Origin of the sequence: Streptomyces sp. NPDC050534, from assembly GCF_044457745.1 — a bacterium.
In the GTDB taxonomy this organism is placed as follows: Bacteria; Actinomycetota; Actinomycetes; order Streptomycetales; family Streptomycetaceae; genus Streptomyces.
This window is the reverse complement of the sequence record NZ_JBITHF010000006.1, coordinates 337,022-350,812: the sequence shown is the minus strand read 5'-3', so window position 1 is coordinate 350,812 and position 13,791 is coordinate 337,022. Positions and strand designations below refer to the sequence as shown.

At 72.2% G+C, this 13,791-nt stretch carries 12 protein-coding genes; 8 read left to right on the top strand and 4 right to left on the bottom strand.

Annotated features, from left to right (window positions below):
• Window positions 1-244: 244 nt before the first annotated feature.
• Complete coding sequence (locus ACIBN2_RS21690) at window positions 245-1,630, top strand: transcriptional regulator (protein ID WP_399136303.1); 1,386 nt, start codon at window positions 245-247, stop codon at window positions 1,628-1,630.
• A gap of 167 nt (window positions 1,631-1,797) precedes the next feature.
• Complete coding sequence (locus ACIBN2_RS21685) at window positions 1,798-3,441, top strand: hypothetical protein (RefSeq protein ID WP_399136301.1); 1,644 nt, start codon at window positions 1,798-1,800, stop codon at window positions 3,439-3,441.
• A 41-nt stretch (window positions 3,442-3,482) separates the two neighbouring features.
• On the opposite strand, the gene ACIBN2_RS21680 is transcribed toward ACIBN2_RS21685, so the two are convergent.
• Window positions 3,483-4,790 (bottom strand): ABC transporter substrate-binding protein, encoded by a 1,308-nt coding sequence (locus tag ACIBN2_RS21680; protein ID WP_399136300.1) that lies wholly within the window; start codon window positions 4,788-4,790, stop codon window positions 3,483-3,485.
• Between the two features lie 117 nt (window positions 4,791-4,907).
• Here ACIBN2_RS21680 and ACIBN2_RS21675 point away from each other — a divergent pair, with 117 nt between their 5' ends.
• A complete protein-coding gene (locus ACIBN2_RS21675) occupies window positions 4,908-5,408 on the top strand; it encodes a hypothetical protein (protein ID WP_399136299.1) in 501 nt (166 codons plus the stop codon).
• Window positions 5,409-5,454: 46 nt separating this feature from the next.
• Entirely contained in the window at window positions 5,455-6,336 is an 882-nt protein-coding gene (purU, locus tag ACIBN2_RS21670; protein WP_399136297.1) for a formyltetrahydrofolate deformylase, read from the top strand.
• Window positions 6,337-6,515: 179 nt separating this feature from the next.
• On the opposite strand, the gene ACIBN2_RS21665 is transcribed toward purU, so the two are convergent.
• Both ACIBN2_RS21665 and ACIBN2_RS21660 read right to left on the bottom strand, forming a co-directional pair.
• Entirely contained in the window at window positions 6,516-7,889 is a 1,374-nt protein-coding gene (locus ACIBN2_RS21665) for a maleylpyruvate isomerase N-terminal domain-containing protein (RefSeq protein WP_399136295.1), read from the bottom strand.
• Window positions 7,886-8,467 carry a sigma-70 family RNA polymerase sigma factor gene (locus ACIBN2_RS21660; protein WP_399136294.1) on the bottom strand — a complete coding sequence of 194 codons (582 nt, stop codon included), beginning with the start codon at window positions 8,465-8,467 and terminating at the stop codon, window positions 7,886-7,888. The genes ACIBN2_RS21665 and ACIBN2_RS21660 overlap by 4 nt, the downstream gene beginning before the upstream one ends.
• A 311-nt stretch (window positions 8,468-8,778) precedes the next feature.
• Here ACIBN2_RS21660 and ACIBN2_RS21655 point away from each other — a divergent pair, with 311 nt between their 5' ends.
• Both ACIBN2_RS21655 and ACIBN2_RS21650 read left to right on the top strand, forming a co-directional pair.
• The gene (locus ACIBN2_RS21655; RefSeq protein WP_399136694.1) at window positions 8,779-9,159 is read left to right on the top strand and encodes an STAS domain-containing protein; all 381 of its coding nucleotides are present in this window, start codon (window positions 8,779-8,781) and stop codon (window positions 9,157-9,159) included.
• A 145-nt stretch (window positions 9,160-9,304) separates the two neighbouring features.
• Window positions 9,305-9,817, top strand: coding sequence for an EF-hand domain-containing protein (locus tag ACIBN2_RS21650; protein WP_399136292.1), 513 nt, complete (start codon window positions 9,305-9,307; stop codon window positions 9,815-9,817).
• On the opposite strand, the gene ACIBN2_RS21645 is transcribed toward ACIBN2_RS21650, so the two are convergent.
• Entirely contained in the window at window positions 9,796-11,304 is a 1,509-nt protein-coding gene (locus tag ACIBN2_RS21645; RefSeq protein WP_399136291.1) for a class I adenylate-forming enzyme family protein, read from the bottom strand. The two genes, ACIBN2_RS21650 and ACIBN2_RS21645, sit on opposite strands and share 22 nt — an antisense overlap.
• A gap of 151 nt (window positions 11,305-11,455) precedes the next feature.
• Here ACIBN2_RS21645 and ACIBN2_RS21640 point away from each other — a divergent pair, with 151 nt between their 5' ends.
• Together ACIBN2_RS21640 and ACIBN2_RS21635 are read left to right on the top strand one after the other, a co-directional pair.
• The gene (locus tag ACIBN2_RS21640; protein ID WP_399136289.1) at window positions 11,456-12,655 is read left to right on the top strand and encodes an amidohydrolase family protein; all 1,200 of its coding nucleotides are present in this window, start codon (window positions 11,456-11,458) and stop codon (window positions 12,653-12,655) included.
• Window positions 12,655-13,788, top strand: a complete 1,134-nt coding sequence (locus ACIBN2_RS21635; RefSeq protein WP_399136286.1) for an acyl-CoA dehydrogenase family protein — start codon at window positions 12,655-12,657, stop codon at window positions 13,786-13,788. The genes ACIBN2_RS21640 and ACIBN2_RS21635 overlap by 1 nt, the downstream gene beginning before the upstream one ends.
• Window positions 13,789-13,791 lie beyond the last annotated feature (3 nt).

Sequence of the window (13,791 nt, the reverse complement as noted above, 5' to 3'; positions counted from 1 at the left end):
CACCTCGGGTTACGGCCGTACCGCGCGCGGGGGAGGAGCATCGATTCCACGGCTGGGGCGCATGGATGCATGGGTGGGGGCGCGCAGGAGGAACCCCGCGGTGATCTGGGTAACCACATGCGGGGTCGGCAACTGCCTTTACCCCGGCAATCCGCGCAAGCCTCGCATTTTACGTATGGCACCGGGGCATTGATCTTCACGGCCGGATCTTTTCGCTTCAGGGGTTGTTCCCAGGGGGTACGCCATGGCCGCAAGGCCTCTCGTCGCGCGACAGCCGAACGAACGGTTGCAGGCGCTCATCCAGGAGGCGGGGTGCTCGAACGCCGGGCTCGCCCGCCGGGTCAACATGTGCGGTGCCGAGCACGGTCTCGACCTGCGCTACGACAAGACGTCCGTGGCCCGCTGGCTGCGCGGCCAGCAGCCGCGCGGACGCGCCCCCGCGATCATCGCGGAGGCGCTGGGCCGCAAGCTGGGCCGCACGGTCACGATCGACGAGATCGGCATGGCCAACGGCAAGAACCTCGCCTCGGGCGTCGGCCTCCAGTTCTCGCCGACGGTGCTGGGAGCCATCGAGCAGGTCTGCGAGCTGTGGCGCAGCGACGTGGGACGCCGGGACTTCCTGTCCGGCTCGTCCGTCGCCGCCTCCGCGCTCGTCGAGCCCAGCCGTGACTGGCTGATCTCCGCGCCCGACTCGCAGGTCTCGCGCTCGGCGGGGCCGCGGGTGGGGCAGTCGGACGTGGCCGCCGTGCGCGCGATGACGCAGGCGCTCACCGACCTGGACCACCAGTACGGCAGCGGGCATGTGCGCCCGGTCGTCGTGCACTACCTCAACAGCGTCGTCTCGGGGCTGCTGGCGGGGTCGTACCGGGAGGCGGTCGGGCGCGACCTGTTCGCCGCGGTGGCCCGGCTGACCGAGCTCGCGGGCTACATGGCCGTCGACACCGGCCAGCCCGGGCTGGCCCAGCGCTACTACATCCAGGCCCTGCGCCTCGCACAGGCGGCGGGCGACCGGGGCTACGGCGGATACGTGCTGGCCGCCTCCATGAGCCACCTCGCCGCGCAGCTCGGAAACCCGCGTGAGATCGCGCAGTTGGCGCGGGCGGCGCAGGAAGGGGCGCGGGGGCGCGTGACCCCGCGCGCGGAGGCCATGTTCCATGCGGCGGAGGCGCGCGGGCACGCGCTGATGGGCGACGCGCGCGCGACCGCCGGGGCGTCGGGGCGGGCGGTCACGGCGCTCGAGGCCGCCGACTCCGCGTCCGGGGACGACCCGGCGTGGATCACGCACTTCGACGAGGCGTATCTCGCCGACGAGTTGGCGCACTGCCACCGGGACCTCGGACAGGCCGACGCGGCGGCACGGCAGGCGCAGGAGGCACTGGACCGGCTCCCCGAGACGAAGGCGCGCAGGCGGGCCATCGGCTATGTCCTGCTGGCCACGGCGCTGGTGCAGCAGCGCGAGGTCGAGCAGGCCTGCACCACCGGGCTGAAGGCCGTGGACCTCCTCGAGACCCTGCGCTCCAACCGGGGCGCCGAGTACCTCGAGGACTTCCAGCAGCGGCTGGAGCCGTATCAGGAAGAGCCGGTGGTAAGGGAGTTCGGGGCGCGCATGGACGTGCAGGCGGCGGCCTGAGCGCCGTGCGAGCCCCGAAAAGTGGACAAATGCAGCGCTCTGTAGACCGGTTTTGTTACGGCAGTCACAGGTAAGGAGGTTGGGCCCAGAGCTGCGTGGCACCCGGCTCGGGGGACCCGGTAGCGTGAGCCGACGATTCCGAAGGTCCCCCATTCGTAGGAGTCCCGGTGACGCAGAGTGGACAGGGCGAGGAGCCCTCGCAGCGCGAAGCGCGCGAAGGCATCGTGCTGCCCTCGGACGGGAGCGAACCGCTGCTGCCGGGCATGCTGGGCGCACCGGCCCCGGCAGGCCCGTACAACGGCCGGCACAGCGGCTCGCACGACGCCACCGGCTCGTACGGCGGCCCGCAGGCCGGAGCCCCGACCGGCGGACAGGCCTGGGGCACGCCCTGGGGCCCCGGCGAGCAGCAGAGCCCGGCGCCGGGCGAGGGCTGGGGAGAGCCGCAGACCCAGTCGTGGACCGCGCCCGAGCAGCATGAGCCGCAGGCGGACCAGTGGAGAGCGCCCGCGCCCGGCCCGTCGGCGGCGCTGCCGCCGCAGAGCCCGTCCTACGGCGCCCCCGGCGCGGCCCTTCCGCCGCCCCGGCAGGGCGGCCGCCACTCCGCGCCCCTGCCGCCCGCCGACGGGTACACCGCCCAGGACCACGGGGCCCCTCTGCCGCCCGCCGACCCGGGCCCCTACGGATCTCACGCCGCCGGTGCGTACGGCGGGCCGCTGCCGCCCGCGGCCGACGAGGGCGCCACGCAGTTCATCCCGCCGATGGCCGCGCCGGCCGACGAAGGGGCGACGCAGTACATACCCCCCGTCGGACCGGGAGCACTGCCGCCCGAGGTGGGCGGCGCACCGGCCGCCTCCGAGGCGACGCAGTTCCTGGGGCGCGCGCAGCAGCCCGGTGCCGGGCCGATGCCGCCCGCGTCCGGGCCCGACGCCGAGGCCACGCAGTACATCGCCCCGGTGACCGACCAGCCCGGCGGAGCGCCGTACGGCATGGCGCACGGCGAGGACCGGCAGCCACCCGCCGAGTTCGACAACCTCTTCCGCAGCGGGCCCGGCGGCGAGAGCCCGGCCGCGGCCACCCAGCAGATGCCGCGCTTCGAGCAGCCCCAGCAGCCCGGCTACGGCCGTCCCCAGCAGCCCGCGTACGCCCCGCCAGGCGACGAGGGCCGGGGCAGGCGCGGCGGCGGCCGGGGCGGGTCGCGAATACCGCTCATCGCGGCCGTCGGCATCGGCATCGTCGTCCTCGGTGTCGGCGCCGGTGCGCTGCTCGGCGGTGGCGGGAGCGGCGGCAAGGACAAGAACCAGACGGTCTCCGCCACGGCCCCGGCGACGGACGGGTCCGCCTCGCCCGCCGCCGACCCGGCCAAGCAGCAGGCCGTCGACCTGGACAAGCTGCTCGCCGACAGCGGCGACAGCCGGGCCTCGGTGATCCGGGCGGTGGCCGACGTCAAGGGGTGCACGAACCTGGGCCAGGCGTCCACGGACCTGCGTTCCGCGGCGAAGCAGCGCAACCAGCTGGTCACCCGGCTGTCCGGTCTGTCCGTCGACAAGCTCCCGAACCACGCGGCGCTGACCACCGCGCTGACCAAGGCGTGGCAGGCGTCGGCAGCCGCCGACAACCACTACGCGGCCTGGGCCGACCAGGTCGGCGGCAAGAGGGGCTGCAAGAAGGGCCAGGCCCGCCCGAGCGGCCAGACCCAGGCCGGCAACCGCGCGAGCGGCACGGCGAGCCAGCAGAAGGCGCAGGCGGCCGGGCTGTGGAACGCCATCGCCAAGTCGTACGGTCTCACCCAGCGCCAGCCGACCCAGCTCTGACCGGCGGGGCGGGACCCGCGCCGAGGGCGCGGACGTGCACCTCAGTGCACGTCCGCGCCCTCCAGCGTCCCGGTCGCGTTGACGAACCCCTTGTCCGCCGCCACGAGCTGGCCCTGGCGCACCACCTGAAGCGTCACGTCGGCGTTGACCAGGCGCGGGAAGCCGATGGCGGCCAGCCGGCTCTCGTCGGCCCAGTGCAGCGTCGGCGTGAGACCGCCCGTGGTGACCTTCAGCCCGTCGTCGAGGGCCTTGCGTACGGTGTCGGCGGTGACGTCGCCCTTGCCCAGCGACTCGACGGCGGCCTTGAACACCGTGTACGCGATCCAGGTCGTCTGCACCCCGGCGTCCGCGGGGTCGATGCGGTTGTCGCCGAAGGCGTGCTCCCGGATCACCTTCTTCATGGGGTCCCAGCGCTTGTCGTTCGCCACCGGGTACCAGCCGGTGACGTACGACCCCTCGTACGGTCCGGACTGCCCGCCGGACTCGTTGATCACCGTCTGGTCGACGCTGTCGAGCGTGGCGGCGGTCTTCACCGCGGGATACTCCTCGCGGTCGCGCCGGAAGGAGTCCATGAAGGTGTCGGTGCGGTCCCCGAGCGCGGGGATCACGCACCCCTTCTTCGCCGGGTCGGTCGTGGTGGTCTTCAGCGCCTTCTGCGCGGGCCACGAGTACTCGGTGGTGTCGTCCGCAGCCCGCTGGTCGGCCGCGGCCGGGTGCGCGCCCGCCTTGAGGCCGGAGTCGAGCATGGCTGGCAGTTCGTCGCCCGCGATGCTGTCGGGCCGTATCAGCGCCACGGGGCCGCAGCCGCCGGCGAGTTCCTTGCCGAGACCCGCCAGCAGGGCGGGCTGGCCGCCGTTGACGGGGTAGGACAGCGGGCTGGTGAACTCGGCGGTGGTGACGCCGTAGCCGCCTATGTAGGGGATGCCGGCGCTCTCCAGCGTCGGCAGATAGGAGTCGCCGTACTGGCTGTAGGAGCCGACGACCGCGACGACGTCGTTCTTGACGGCGGTGGTCGCGCACTGCGCGGCGGCCACGCTGTCGTTGTGGTCGTTGCAGGTCAGGACCTTGAGCTGGTGGCCGGCGATGCCGCCGTGCGCGTTGACCCAGCGGGCGTAGGCCCGGGCGAAGGCGGGCATGCCGGGCTTGTTGGTCGCGCCGGTCTGCTCCGGGGCCCAGGTCATGACCGTGATCGGGCCGTCCCCGGCGCCCCCCGTGGCACCGGGGATGACCCCGCATCCGGCGGCGAGCGACGCACACGCGGCCAACGCCACCGCCGACAGCACGGTGGCTCTGCGCGGCCTGGTGTGCAGAGGACGGATGGTGTTGCGGGTGCGTCGCCGACCGGTCATGTACCCACACGCTTCCGCCACATCGCCAACCCGGGGGTGACCCTCGGTTATCGAACGGTGGCGTCGAGGTGAAATGCAGGGGGCGATGAGGCGCCCGAGCGGAAGAACGTACGATCGATGACCGTGCAAGCTCCGGAGAACTCTTCCCGCCGTGGCCGTCGCTCCCCCACCATGGGCGGCATGCCACTCAACGACATGCCGTGGTGGCGCTGGCGCAGCAATGTGCGCTCCGCGCTGCACATGCTCTCCGACCCCGTGTTCCAGCGGGAGGTCTGGCTGGCCGGTGTCGACGGGTACGGGGACGTGACCGACGCCGTCTACCGCCTGGTCGAGGACACCTGGCTGGACAACTGGTCCGCCGAGAAGTACGTCGGCACGATCTTCCGGGACTCCCAGGAGGCGGCCCTCGTCGACACCGCCGTGCTGCGGGTGCTGCGGATCATGCACCAGGTCGGGCCGGACGCCCAGGTCTCCGCGTACTTCGAGAACCAGGGCTGGCCGGAGGCGGTCCGGGCGGCCCGGGACGCGCACGTGCGGATGGCGACGGCCGACGGCGAGGACCCGGACACCCCGCCGCGCACCCTCGAGGTGCTGCGGATCATGACGCGGTCCGCCTAGCGGACCAGGGCCCGCCCGCGGGCCCGCGTATGGGACCCTGTCCTGCATGAACGAGCAGTCCACCCGAGCCGCGGCGGCCAGTGACCAGTACGTCCTCACGCTCTCCTGCCCCGACAAGCAGGGCATCGTGCACGCCGTGTCGAGCTACCTCTTCATGACCGGCTGCAACATCGAGGACAGCCAGCAGTTCGGCGACCATGACACGGGTCTGTTCTTCATGCGCGTCCACTTCTCGGCGGAGACCCCGGTGACGGTGGACAAGCTGCGCGCGAGTTTCGCGGCCATCGGCGACGCCTTCCACATGGACTGGCAGATCAGCCGGGCCGACGAGAACATGCGGATCGTCCTCATGGTCAGCAAGTTCGGGCACTGCCTGAACGACCTGCTGTTCCGGGCGCGGATCGGTGCGCTGCCGGTGGAGATCGCCGCCGTGGTGTCCAACCACACCGACTTCGCCGAGCTCGTGGGCTCGTACGAGATCCCCTTCCACCACATTCCGGTGACCAAGGAGACCAAGGCCGACGCGGAGGCGCAGGTGCTGTCGATCGTTCGCGAGAACGACGTCGAGCTGGTCGTGCTGGCCCGGTACATGCAGGTGCTCTCCGACGACCTGTGCAAGCAGTTGAGCGGGAAGATCATCAACATCCACCACTCGTTCCTGCCGAGCTTCAAGGGCGCGAAGCCGTACCACCAGGCTCACGCCCGGGGGGTCAAGCTGATCGGGGCCACGGCGCACTATGTGACCGCCGACCTCGACGAGGGGCCGATCATCGAGCAGGAGGTCGAGCGGGTGGGGCACGACGTCACGCCGGATCAGTTGGTGGCCGTGGGGCGGGACGTGGAGTGCCAGGCGCTGGCGCGGGCCGTGAAGTGGCATGCGGAGCGTCGCATTCTGCTGAACGGGCGCCGGACTGTCGTGTTCGCCTAGTCGCTCGGGGGCGTTCTGGTTCGCCGGCGGGTGCGGGTTGTCGGTGGTTGCTCGCGCAGTTCCCCGCGCCCCTAGGGGGCTGCACCGCAAGTGTCTTCAGGGGCGCGGGGAACTGCGCGGCAAGCCACGACGCACCCGCACCCGCCGACGAAACCGCACCCACCCCCGCACGCGGCGCACTACAAACGGCTCAAGGACGCCGCAGCGAACAGCACATCCCTGATCGCCGCCTTGTCACCGACCTGACCGACCGCCGCATCCGCCGGAGGCACATGCCCGGCGGCCAGGCGGCAGAACTCCACGCCGTCCAGGGCGATATGGGCGACCTCGTGCTCGGCGGAGCCCACCGCCGCGGGGGAGTCGAGGGGGATCAGCCACTCGCCGCCGCCCGAGCCCTCGATCTCCAGGCGCAGGCTGCGGCCGGGCTCACCGGCGGGGACGAGGTGGCGTCCGTGGGTGGGCGAGGCCAGCCCCGTCCGGCGGCGCTGGGCCAGCGCGGCGGGCAGCACGCGGGCCGCGAGGTCGATCATGCGGTGCAGATGGCGCGGGGCGGGCGGGCCGTAGGGGTAGTCGACGGCCTCGGCGATGTCCTCCGCGTGCACCCAGCACTCGAAGGCCCGGTCCACCATCGCGTCGTGCAGCGGCAGTTCGAAGTCGCCGTAGGAGACCGCGAGGCGTGCGGAGCCGGTGCCGCCGCCCGCGAAGGCCACCGTGCGGACGAGGTCGTGGGTCTGCTCCCGCCAGGGTGCCCGGATGGAGCGGCCGGGCGGGACGTGCGCGGTGCGCCAGTACGTCTCCGTGCGGGTCCGGGGCGAGGGGCCCTCCGCGGCGGCCTCGCCCAGCGGGTCGTCCAGGCCGAGGGCGACCGCGACCAGGCCGTCGACCGACAGCAGGTGGGCGATGACGCCGGCGACGGTCGTACGGCGGCTCGCCGGGCCCTCGCCGTCGAACCAGCGCAGCCGTACGGGCGCGTGCCACTCGGCGTCCCCGATGTCCTGGAGCAGTGCGTCCAGGCGGGCGGTCTCGGCGTCGTACGGAGCCGCCCACCCGGGGACCGGGATGCGCGGCGGGCGCCGGTCGAGGCAGCCGTCCAGGACGCGGGTGCGCAGGGCCGGGTCCAGGTCGAGGGTCTCCTGCGGGTGCAGCAGGCCGACCGCCTCGCGCAGCCGCAGCGCCTCCTCGGCACAGGTGCCGCACTCGCCCAGGTGCTCCTCCACGGCCGCCGTCTCCTCCGGCGAGCAGGCGGCCAGCGCCCAGGCGCCGAGGAGCGACTTCAGCACCGGGTGCTCCAGCACGAGGGGGACGGGCCGCGGTGGCGGGTCGTCCAGGTTCGCCGGCGCGGGCAGCGGCCGGCACCCGTCTTCCACGGAGGAACGGGGCATGGGTATGCGGGGCGGCCGGTCGGGGTCCTTGCCGGTGCCACCGCCGTTCGCGGGGCCGCCCGGGACGCCGGGCTCCCGCTGCCGCCCGGTCCTGCTGCCCTGCTCCTCCTTGTCGTCCTTGCCCTCGAAGCCACCGGACTCGAAGCGGTCGGCGTCGCCTGCGTCGTTCACGCGGCACCCCCGTAGCCGGGCGGGGCCCCGGGTGCGCCGGCGTCGTGGGCGGTGGACAGCAGCTGCAGGCCCAGGCGGAGCCGGCGGCGGGCCTCGTCCTCGGTGACGCCGAGGTCGGCCGCGGTCTGGCGGTAGTCGCGGCGCTGGAAGTAGGCCAGCTCCAGGGCGGCGCGCAGCGGGACGGGCATGGACTGGACGATGTAGTCGGCGCGGGCGGCGATCGAGGCGCGGCGGACCCTGCGCTCCAGCTCCTCGGCGGAGCCGCCGGAGCCCTGGGCCATGGCGGCGGTCTCGGTGGCGCGCAGCCGCTGCACGGCGAGGCGGTGGGTCAGCGTGGCGACCCAGGAGCGCAGGGGGCCCTGCCTCGGGTCGTAGGACTCGGGGTGCTCCCACACGTGCACGAACACCTCGCGGGTGATGGTGTCCGCGGCACGCTCGTCACCGAGGACGCGGTGGGCGAGGCCGTGGACGAGCGAGGCGAACCGGTCGTAGAGCTCGCCGAGGGCGGCCGCCTCACCGCGTGCGAGCCGCTGCTGCATCTTGCGGTCCCAGCGGGGCGGTACGTCCTTCTTCGCCATGCGGCCCCCTCACCCGTGTGTCTGCCTCGACCCAGCCTGCGTCCATCGTCTCCTCGAATGTAGTCGGCACGTCCGACGGCGCACGCCCCTTTGTGCCATTGGGCGCCCCCCGGGCGGCCGGAGGTGATAGTGCGAGTTCCGCCTACCCGGTTCACATCTGATCGAACAGGATCGAAGGCGAACAAAACAAGCCGTTTCCGATCGCTTTTCGTTTCTGGCGCTGTGTTTCAGGGAACGGCGGCTGGGCAGCCGCGCTGCAAGGAAGCGAAGGGGTGGCTTCCGGTTGAGTGGGGGTCCGGCGAACGAAGGGCATGGTGGTGGCGTTCTATGTGATCGGTGGCGAGCAGGGCGAATGGACCGTGCTCAATGTGTCGGGCGAGCTGGACCTGGTCACGTCGCCGGTGCTGCGGCAGCGGGTGCACGACGTCGTGGCCGACGGCCGCCACAGCCTGGTCCTCGATCTCTCCGAGGTCTTCTTCTGCGACTCCAGCGGCGTCGGCGTGCTCATCGCCGCCCGCCGTCTGATCCGCTCCTGCCAGGGCAGCCTGCGGCTGATACTCCCGGCGCGGGGCGCGGTCGACGGCTCCCATGTCAACCGTGTCCTCGGCGCCCTCGGCGTGCGCCGTCTGTTCGACGTGTACGCCGACGTGGACGACGCCGTCTCCGAGGAGGCGGGCCCGCTCTCGGCTTAGCAAGCACCGGGGGCTTCTGCCACATCGTTGTCCCAAAATTCCCTCGGTCTTGGCACAAGCGTCGCTTTCCGCAGCCCGAAGGGCCCGCTGCGTCGTACGCTCCCGTGCAGATGCACCCGACGTGACGTGAGGCGGCCCGAAAGACATGGTCAGCAGCGAGTACGAGCGCAGGATCGCGGCCCGGTTCGCCACCTTCGACCAGGACGGCAACGGCTATATCGACCGCGAGGACTTCAACGTGGCGGCCAAGGCGCTGCTCGCCGAGTTCGATGTCGCGGCCCGCTCCGACAAGGGCCAGGCGCTGTACGCCGGCGCCGAGGCGTTCTGGCAGGGCATGGCCGGCATGGCGGACCGCGACGGCGACCAGCGCATCACCCGCGAGGAGTTCGTGAACGGCGCGGTCAAGCGGCTGCGCGACAACCCCGACCGGTTCGCCGAGATCGCCCGGCCCTTCCTGCACGCGGCCCTCGCCATCGCGGACACCGACGGTGACGGCGCGGCCACGGTCGAGGACACCGCGCGCGTGCTGAGAATCCTCGGCGCGGGCGAGGACGTCGCGGGTGCGAGCGCCGCCGTGCTCGACGCCGACGGCGACGGCAGGGTCGGCGAGTCGGAGATCGTCCCGGCGTTCGCCCGCTACTTCACGGTCCCGGAGTAGCGCTCCCGCAGCTTGTACTTGAGCACCTTGCGCAAGGTGTCGTTGCGCGGAAGGGCGTCCACCACCTCCAGCTGCTCCGGGAGCTTGTGCACCGACAGCCCTTCCGCGCGCAGATACGACGTCAGCTCCTCCAGGGGCGGGTCCCCGGCTCCGGGCCGCCGCTCCACCACGGCGCAGACCCGCTCCCCGCGCTCGGCGTCCGGCAGCCCGATCACGGCGACGTCCCCGACGGCCGGGTGGGCCGCCAGCAGGTCCTCGATCTCCTTCGCCGAGATGTTCTCGCCCTTGCGGATGATCACGTCCTTGAGCCGCCCGGTGAGCACCAGATGCCCGCTCTCCGTCACCCGCCCCAGGTCACCGGTGCGCAGGAACCCCTCCGCGTCGAAGGCCTCCGCGGTCTGCGCGGGGTCCAGATAGCCCTGGCACACGGCCTCCCCGCGCAGCCGGACCTCCCCGCCGGCGATCCGTATCTCCATGCCCTCCGGCGGCCGGCCCTCCGTCGTCGCCAGGTTCTCCGCGGTGTCGTCCGGCGCCCCCATGGTGATCATCGGCACCTCGGTCATGCCGTAGCCGTGCGTGAGCTGCACCCCCATCTCGCGTACGACGGCGTGGTACACCTCCGGCGGCTTGGGCGCCCCGCCGCCCGCGAGGAGCCGTAGCGAGGGAATGACCTTGGTGTCCGGCTGCTTGCGCTGCTCGGCGAGGAACATCGAGTAGAACGCCGTCGAGCCGCCCGCGACCGTCACGCGGTGCCTGCGGTAGCCCTCCAGCGCGTCCGGCAGCGCGAACTGCTCGAACATCACCGCGGGGAAGCCGTACAGCAGCAGCATCACCGTGTAGTCGGGCCCGGCGATGTGCGCGTAGGGGAAGGCCATCGAGCCCACGTCGTCCTCCGACAGGTGCAGCGCGTGCGCGAGGCACGAGCCGCCCGCGATCAGCGAACGGTCGGTGTGCAGTACGCCCTTGGGGTCGGAGGTGGTGCCCGAGGTCCAGTAGATCCAGCGCACGGAGGTGCCCTCGGCGGGCGGGGCGGGCAGCACGGACGGGTCCCCTTCGGGCAGGTCGTCGTACGCCTCGAAGACGCCCTTGGCGTCCAGCCGCCGTGCCATCGCGGTGTGGTCGAAGCCGCGCCACTCGCCGGGGACGGCGAAGTACTCGGCCTTGGACTCGCGCAGGGCGAAGGCGACCTCGCGGTCCCGGTAGAAGGGGATGATCGGTGTCTGCACGGCGCCGAGGCGGGCCAGCGCGAAGGTCAGCAGGGCCGTCTCCAGACGGGTCGGCAGCTGCCAGGCGACCACCGTGCCGGGGCGTACGCCCATGTCGTACAGGCCCGCCGCCACGCGCTCGGCCCCCGTGCGCAGCTCGCCGAAGCTCAGGGAGCGGTCGTCCTGGAGGAGGACCGGGCGGCCGGGGGTGAGGTCGGCGCGGCGGGCGAGCAGGTCCCAGAGGGTGCGGGACGCGCTCAGTGCGTGGGCGGTGTCGGTCACGGCGGCCCCCTCGATTGAGCTGACGGGCTGTCAGATCGTGCGCAGAGCGTAGGGCTCGGCGCCTTGTCGGTCCAGGGGTGCGGGGCTAGCCTGCTTGGCGAACAGATCTGACGGTCCATCAGAAAACAGTCGCGTCAGGCGGAGGGGACCCATGACCGAACTGCCCCGCATCATCAGCGTCGACGACCATGTGATCGAACCCGCCCACCTCTTCGAGACGTGGCTTCCGGCGAAGTACCGCGAACGGGGCCCGCAGCCCCTGACCGCGGGCATCGGCGAACTCGCCTACGTCGCCGGCAAGTACCAGATCACGATGGACCCGGAGGGCCAGCCGACCGACTGGTGGATCTACGAGGACCTGAAGTTCCCGTACAAGCGCAACATCGCCGCCGTCGGCTTCGACCGCGACGAGATGACCCTGGAGGGGATCACCCGGGAGGAGATGCGGCGCGGCTGCTGGGACCCCAAGGCCCGGCTGGAGGACATGGACCTCAACCACGTCGAGGCCAGCCTCTGCTTCCCCTCCTTCCCGCGCTTCTGCGGGCAGACCTTCGCCGAGGCGCACGACAAGGAGGTCGCGCTGGCCTGTGTGCGCGCCTACAACGACTGGATGGTCGAGGAGTGGTGCGGCGACAGCGGCGGCCGGCTCATCCCGCTGTGCCTGATCCCGCTGTGGGACGTGGAGCTGGCGGTCGCGGAGATCAGGCGCAACGCCGCGCGTGGCGTCAGAGCGGTGACCTTCTCCGAGATCCCCACCTACCTCGGCCTGCCGTCCATCCACTCGGGCTACTGGGACCCGTTCTTCGCGGTCTGCCAGGAGACCGGCACGGTCGTCAACATGCACATCGGCAGCAGCTCCCAGATGCCGGCCGCGTCCCCGGACGCGCCGCCCGCCGTCCAGGCGTCGCTGAGCTTCAACAACGCCATGGCCTCGATGATGGACTACCTGTTCAGCGGGGTCCTCGTGAAGTTCCCGCGCCTCAAACTCGCCTACTCCGAAGGGCAGATGGGCTGGATCCCGTACGCCCTGGAGCGTGCCGACGACGTGTGGGAGGAGCACCGCGCCTGGGGCGGGGTCCGGGACCTGGTGCCCGATCCGCCGTCGACGTACTACTACCGGCAGATGTTCTGCTGCTTCTTCCGCGACAAGCACGGGGTCGCCTCGCTGGACGTGGTCGGGCGCGACAACGCCACCTTCGAGACGGACTACCCGCACGTCGACTCGACCTTCCCGCACACCAAGGAGATCGCCCTCGACCATGTGAAGGGGCTCGACGACGAGACGGTCTACAAGCTGATGCGGGGCAACGCCATCCGCATGCTCGGCCTCGATCTCGACCTGGACCGCTAGTGGACCTGTCGTACACCCCGCAGGAGGAGGAGTTCCGGGCGCGGCTGCGGGAGTGGCTCGGCAAGGCGCTGCCGACGCTGCCGGACAAGCCGTCCCCGCAGGACTGGCCCGCGCGCAGGGCGTACGACCTCGGCTGGCAGCGGATGCTGTACGAGGCCGGGTACGCCGACGTCCACTGGGACGCCTCGCCGACCATCCGGCTGATCTTCCTGGAGGAGACCGAGCAGGCCGGAGCGCCCTACGTGGGGGCGAACTTCGTCGGGCTGCTGCACGCGGGTCCGACGATCGCGGCCGAGGGGACGCCGGAGCAGCGGGCGCGCTGGCTGCCGCCGGTGCTGCGCGGTGAGGAGGTCTGGTGCCAGGGCTTCAGCGAACCGGACGCCGGCTCCGACCTCGCGGCACTGCGCACGCGCGCGTGGCGGGACGGCGACGACTACGTGGTGCGCGGGTCGAAGATCTGGACCTCGCACGCCGAAGTGGCCGACTGGTGCGAGCTGTTGGTCCGCACCGATCCCGCGGCGCCGAAGCACCGGGGCATCAGCTGGCTCGCGATGCCCATGGACGCCCCGGGGATCACCGTACGGCCGCTGCGGACGCTGGCCGGGTCGGCCGAGTTCGCCGAGGTGTTCCTCGACGACGTGCGGGTGCCGGTCGCGAACCGGGTCGGCGAGGAGAACGACGGCTGGCGCGTGACCATGGTGACGCTGTCCTTCGAGCGCGGCACGGCGTTCGTGGGCGAGGTGGTCGCCTGCCGGCGCGTGCTGGGCGAACTCGCAGCCGAGGCCCGCGGCAACGGCCGCTGGGACGACCCCGTGCTCCGGCGGCGGCTCGGCAGGCTCAACGCGGAGTTCCGGGCGCTGTGGCGGCTGACGCAGTGGAACGTCAGCGAGGCGGAGGCCTCCGGCGGGGTGCCGGGGGTGGGGGGTTCGGTGTTCAAGCTGCGTTACTCGCATGCTCGGCAGGAGTTGTACGACGCCGCGGCGGAGGTGCTGGGGCCGGACTCCCTGGACCTGGACCGGCCGTGGATGCCCGACCGGCTGTCGTCGCTGTCGTACACGATCGCGGCGGGGACTTCGCAGATTCAGCGGAACATCGTGGGCGAGCGGGTGCTCGGGCTGCCGAAGGGGAGGTGAGCG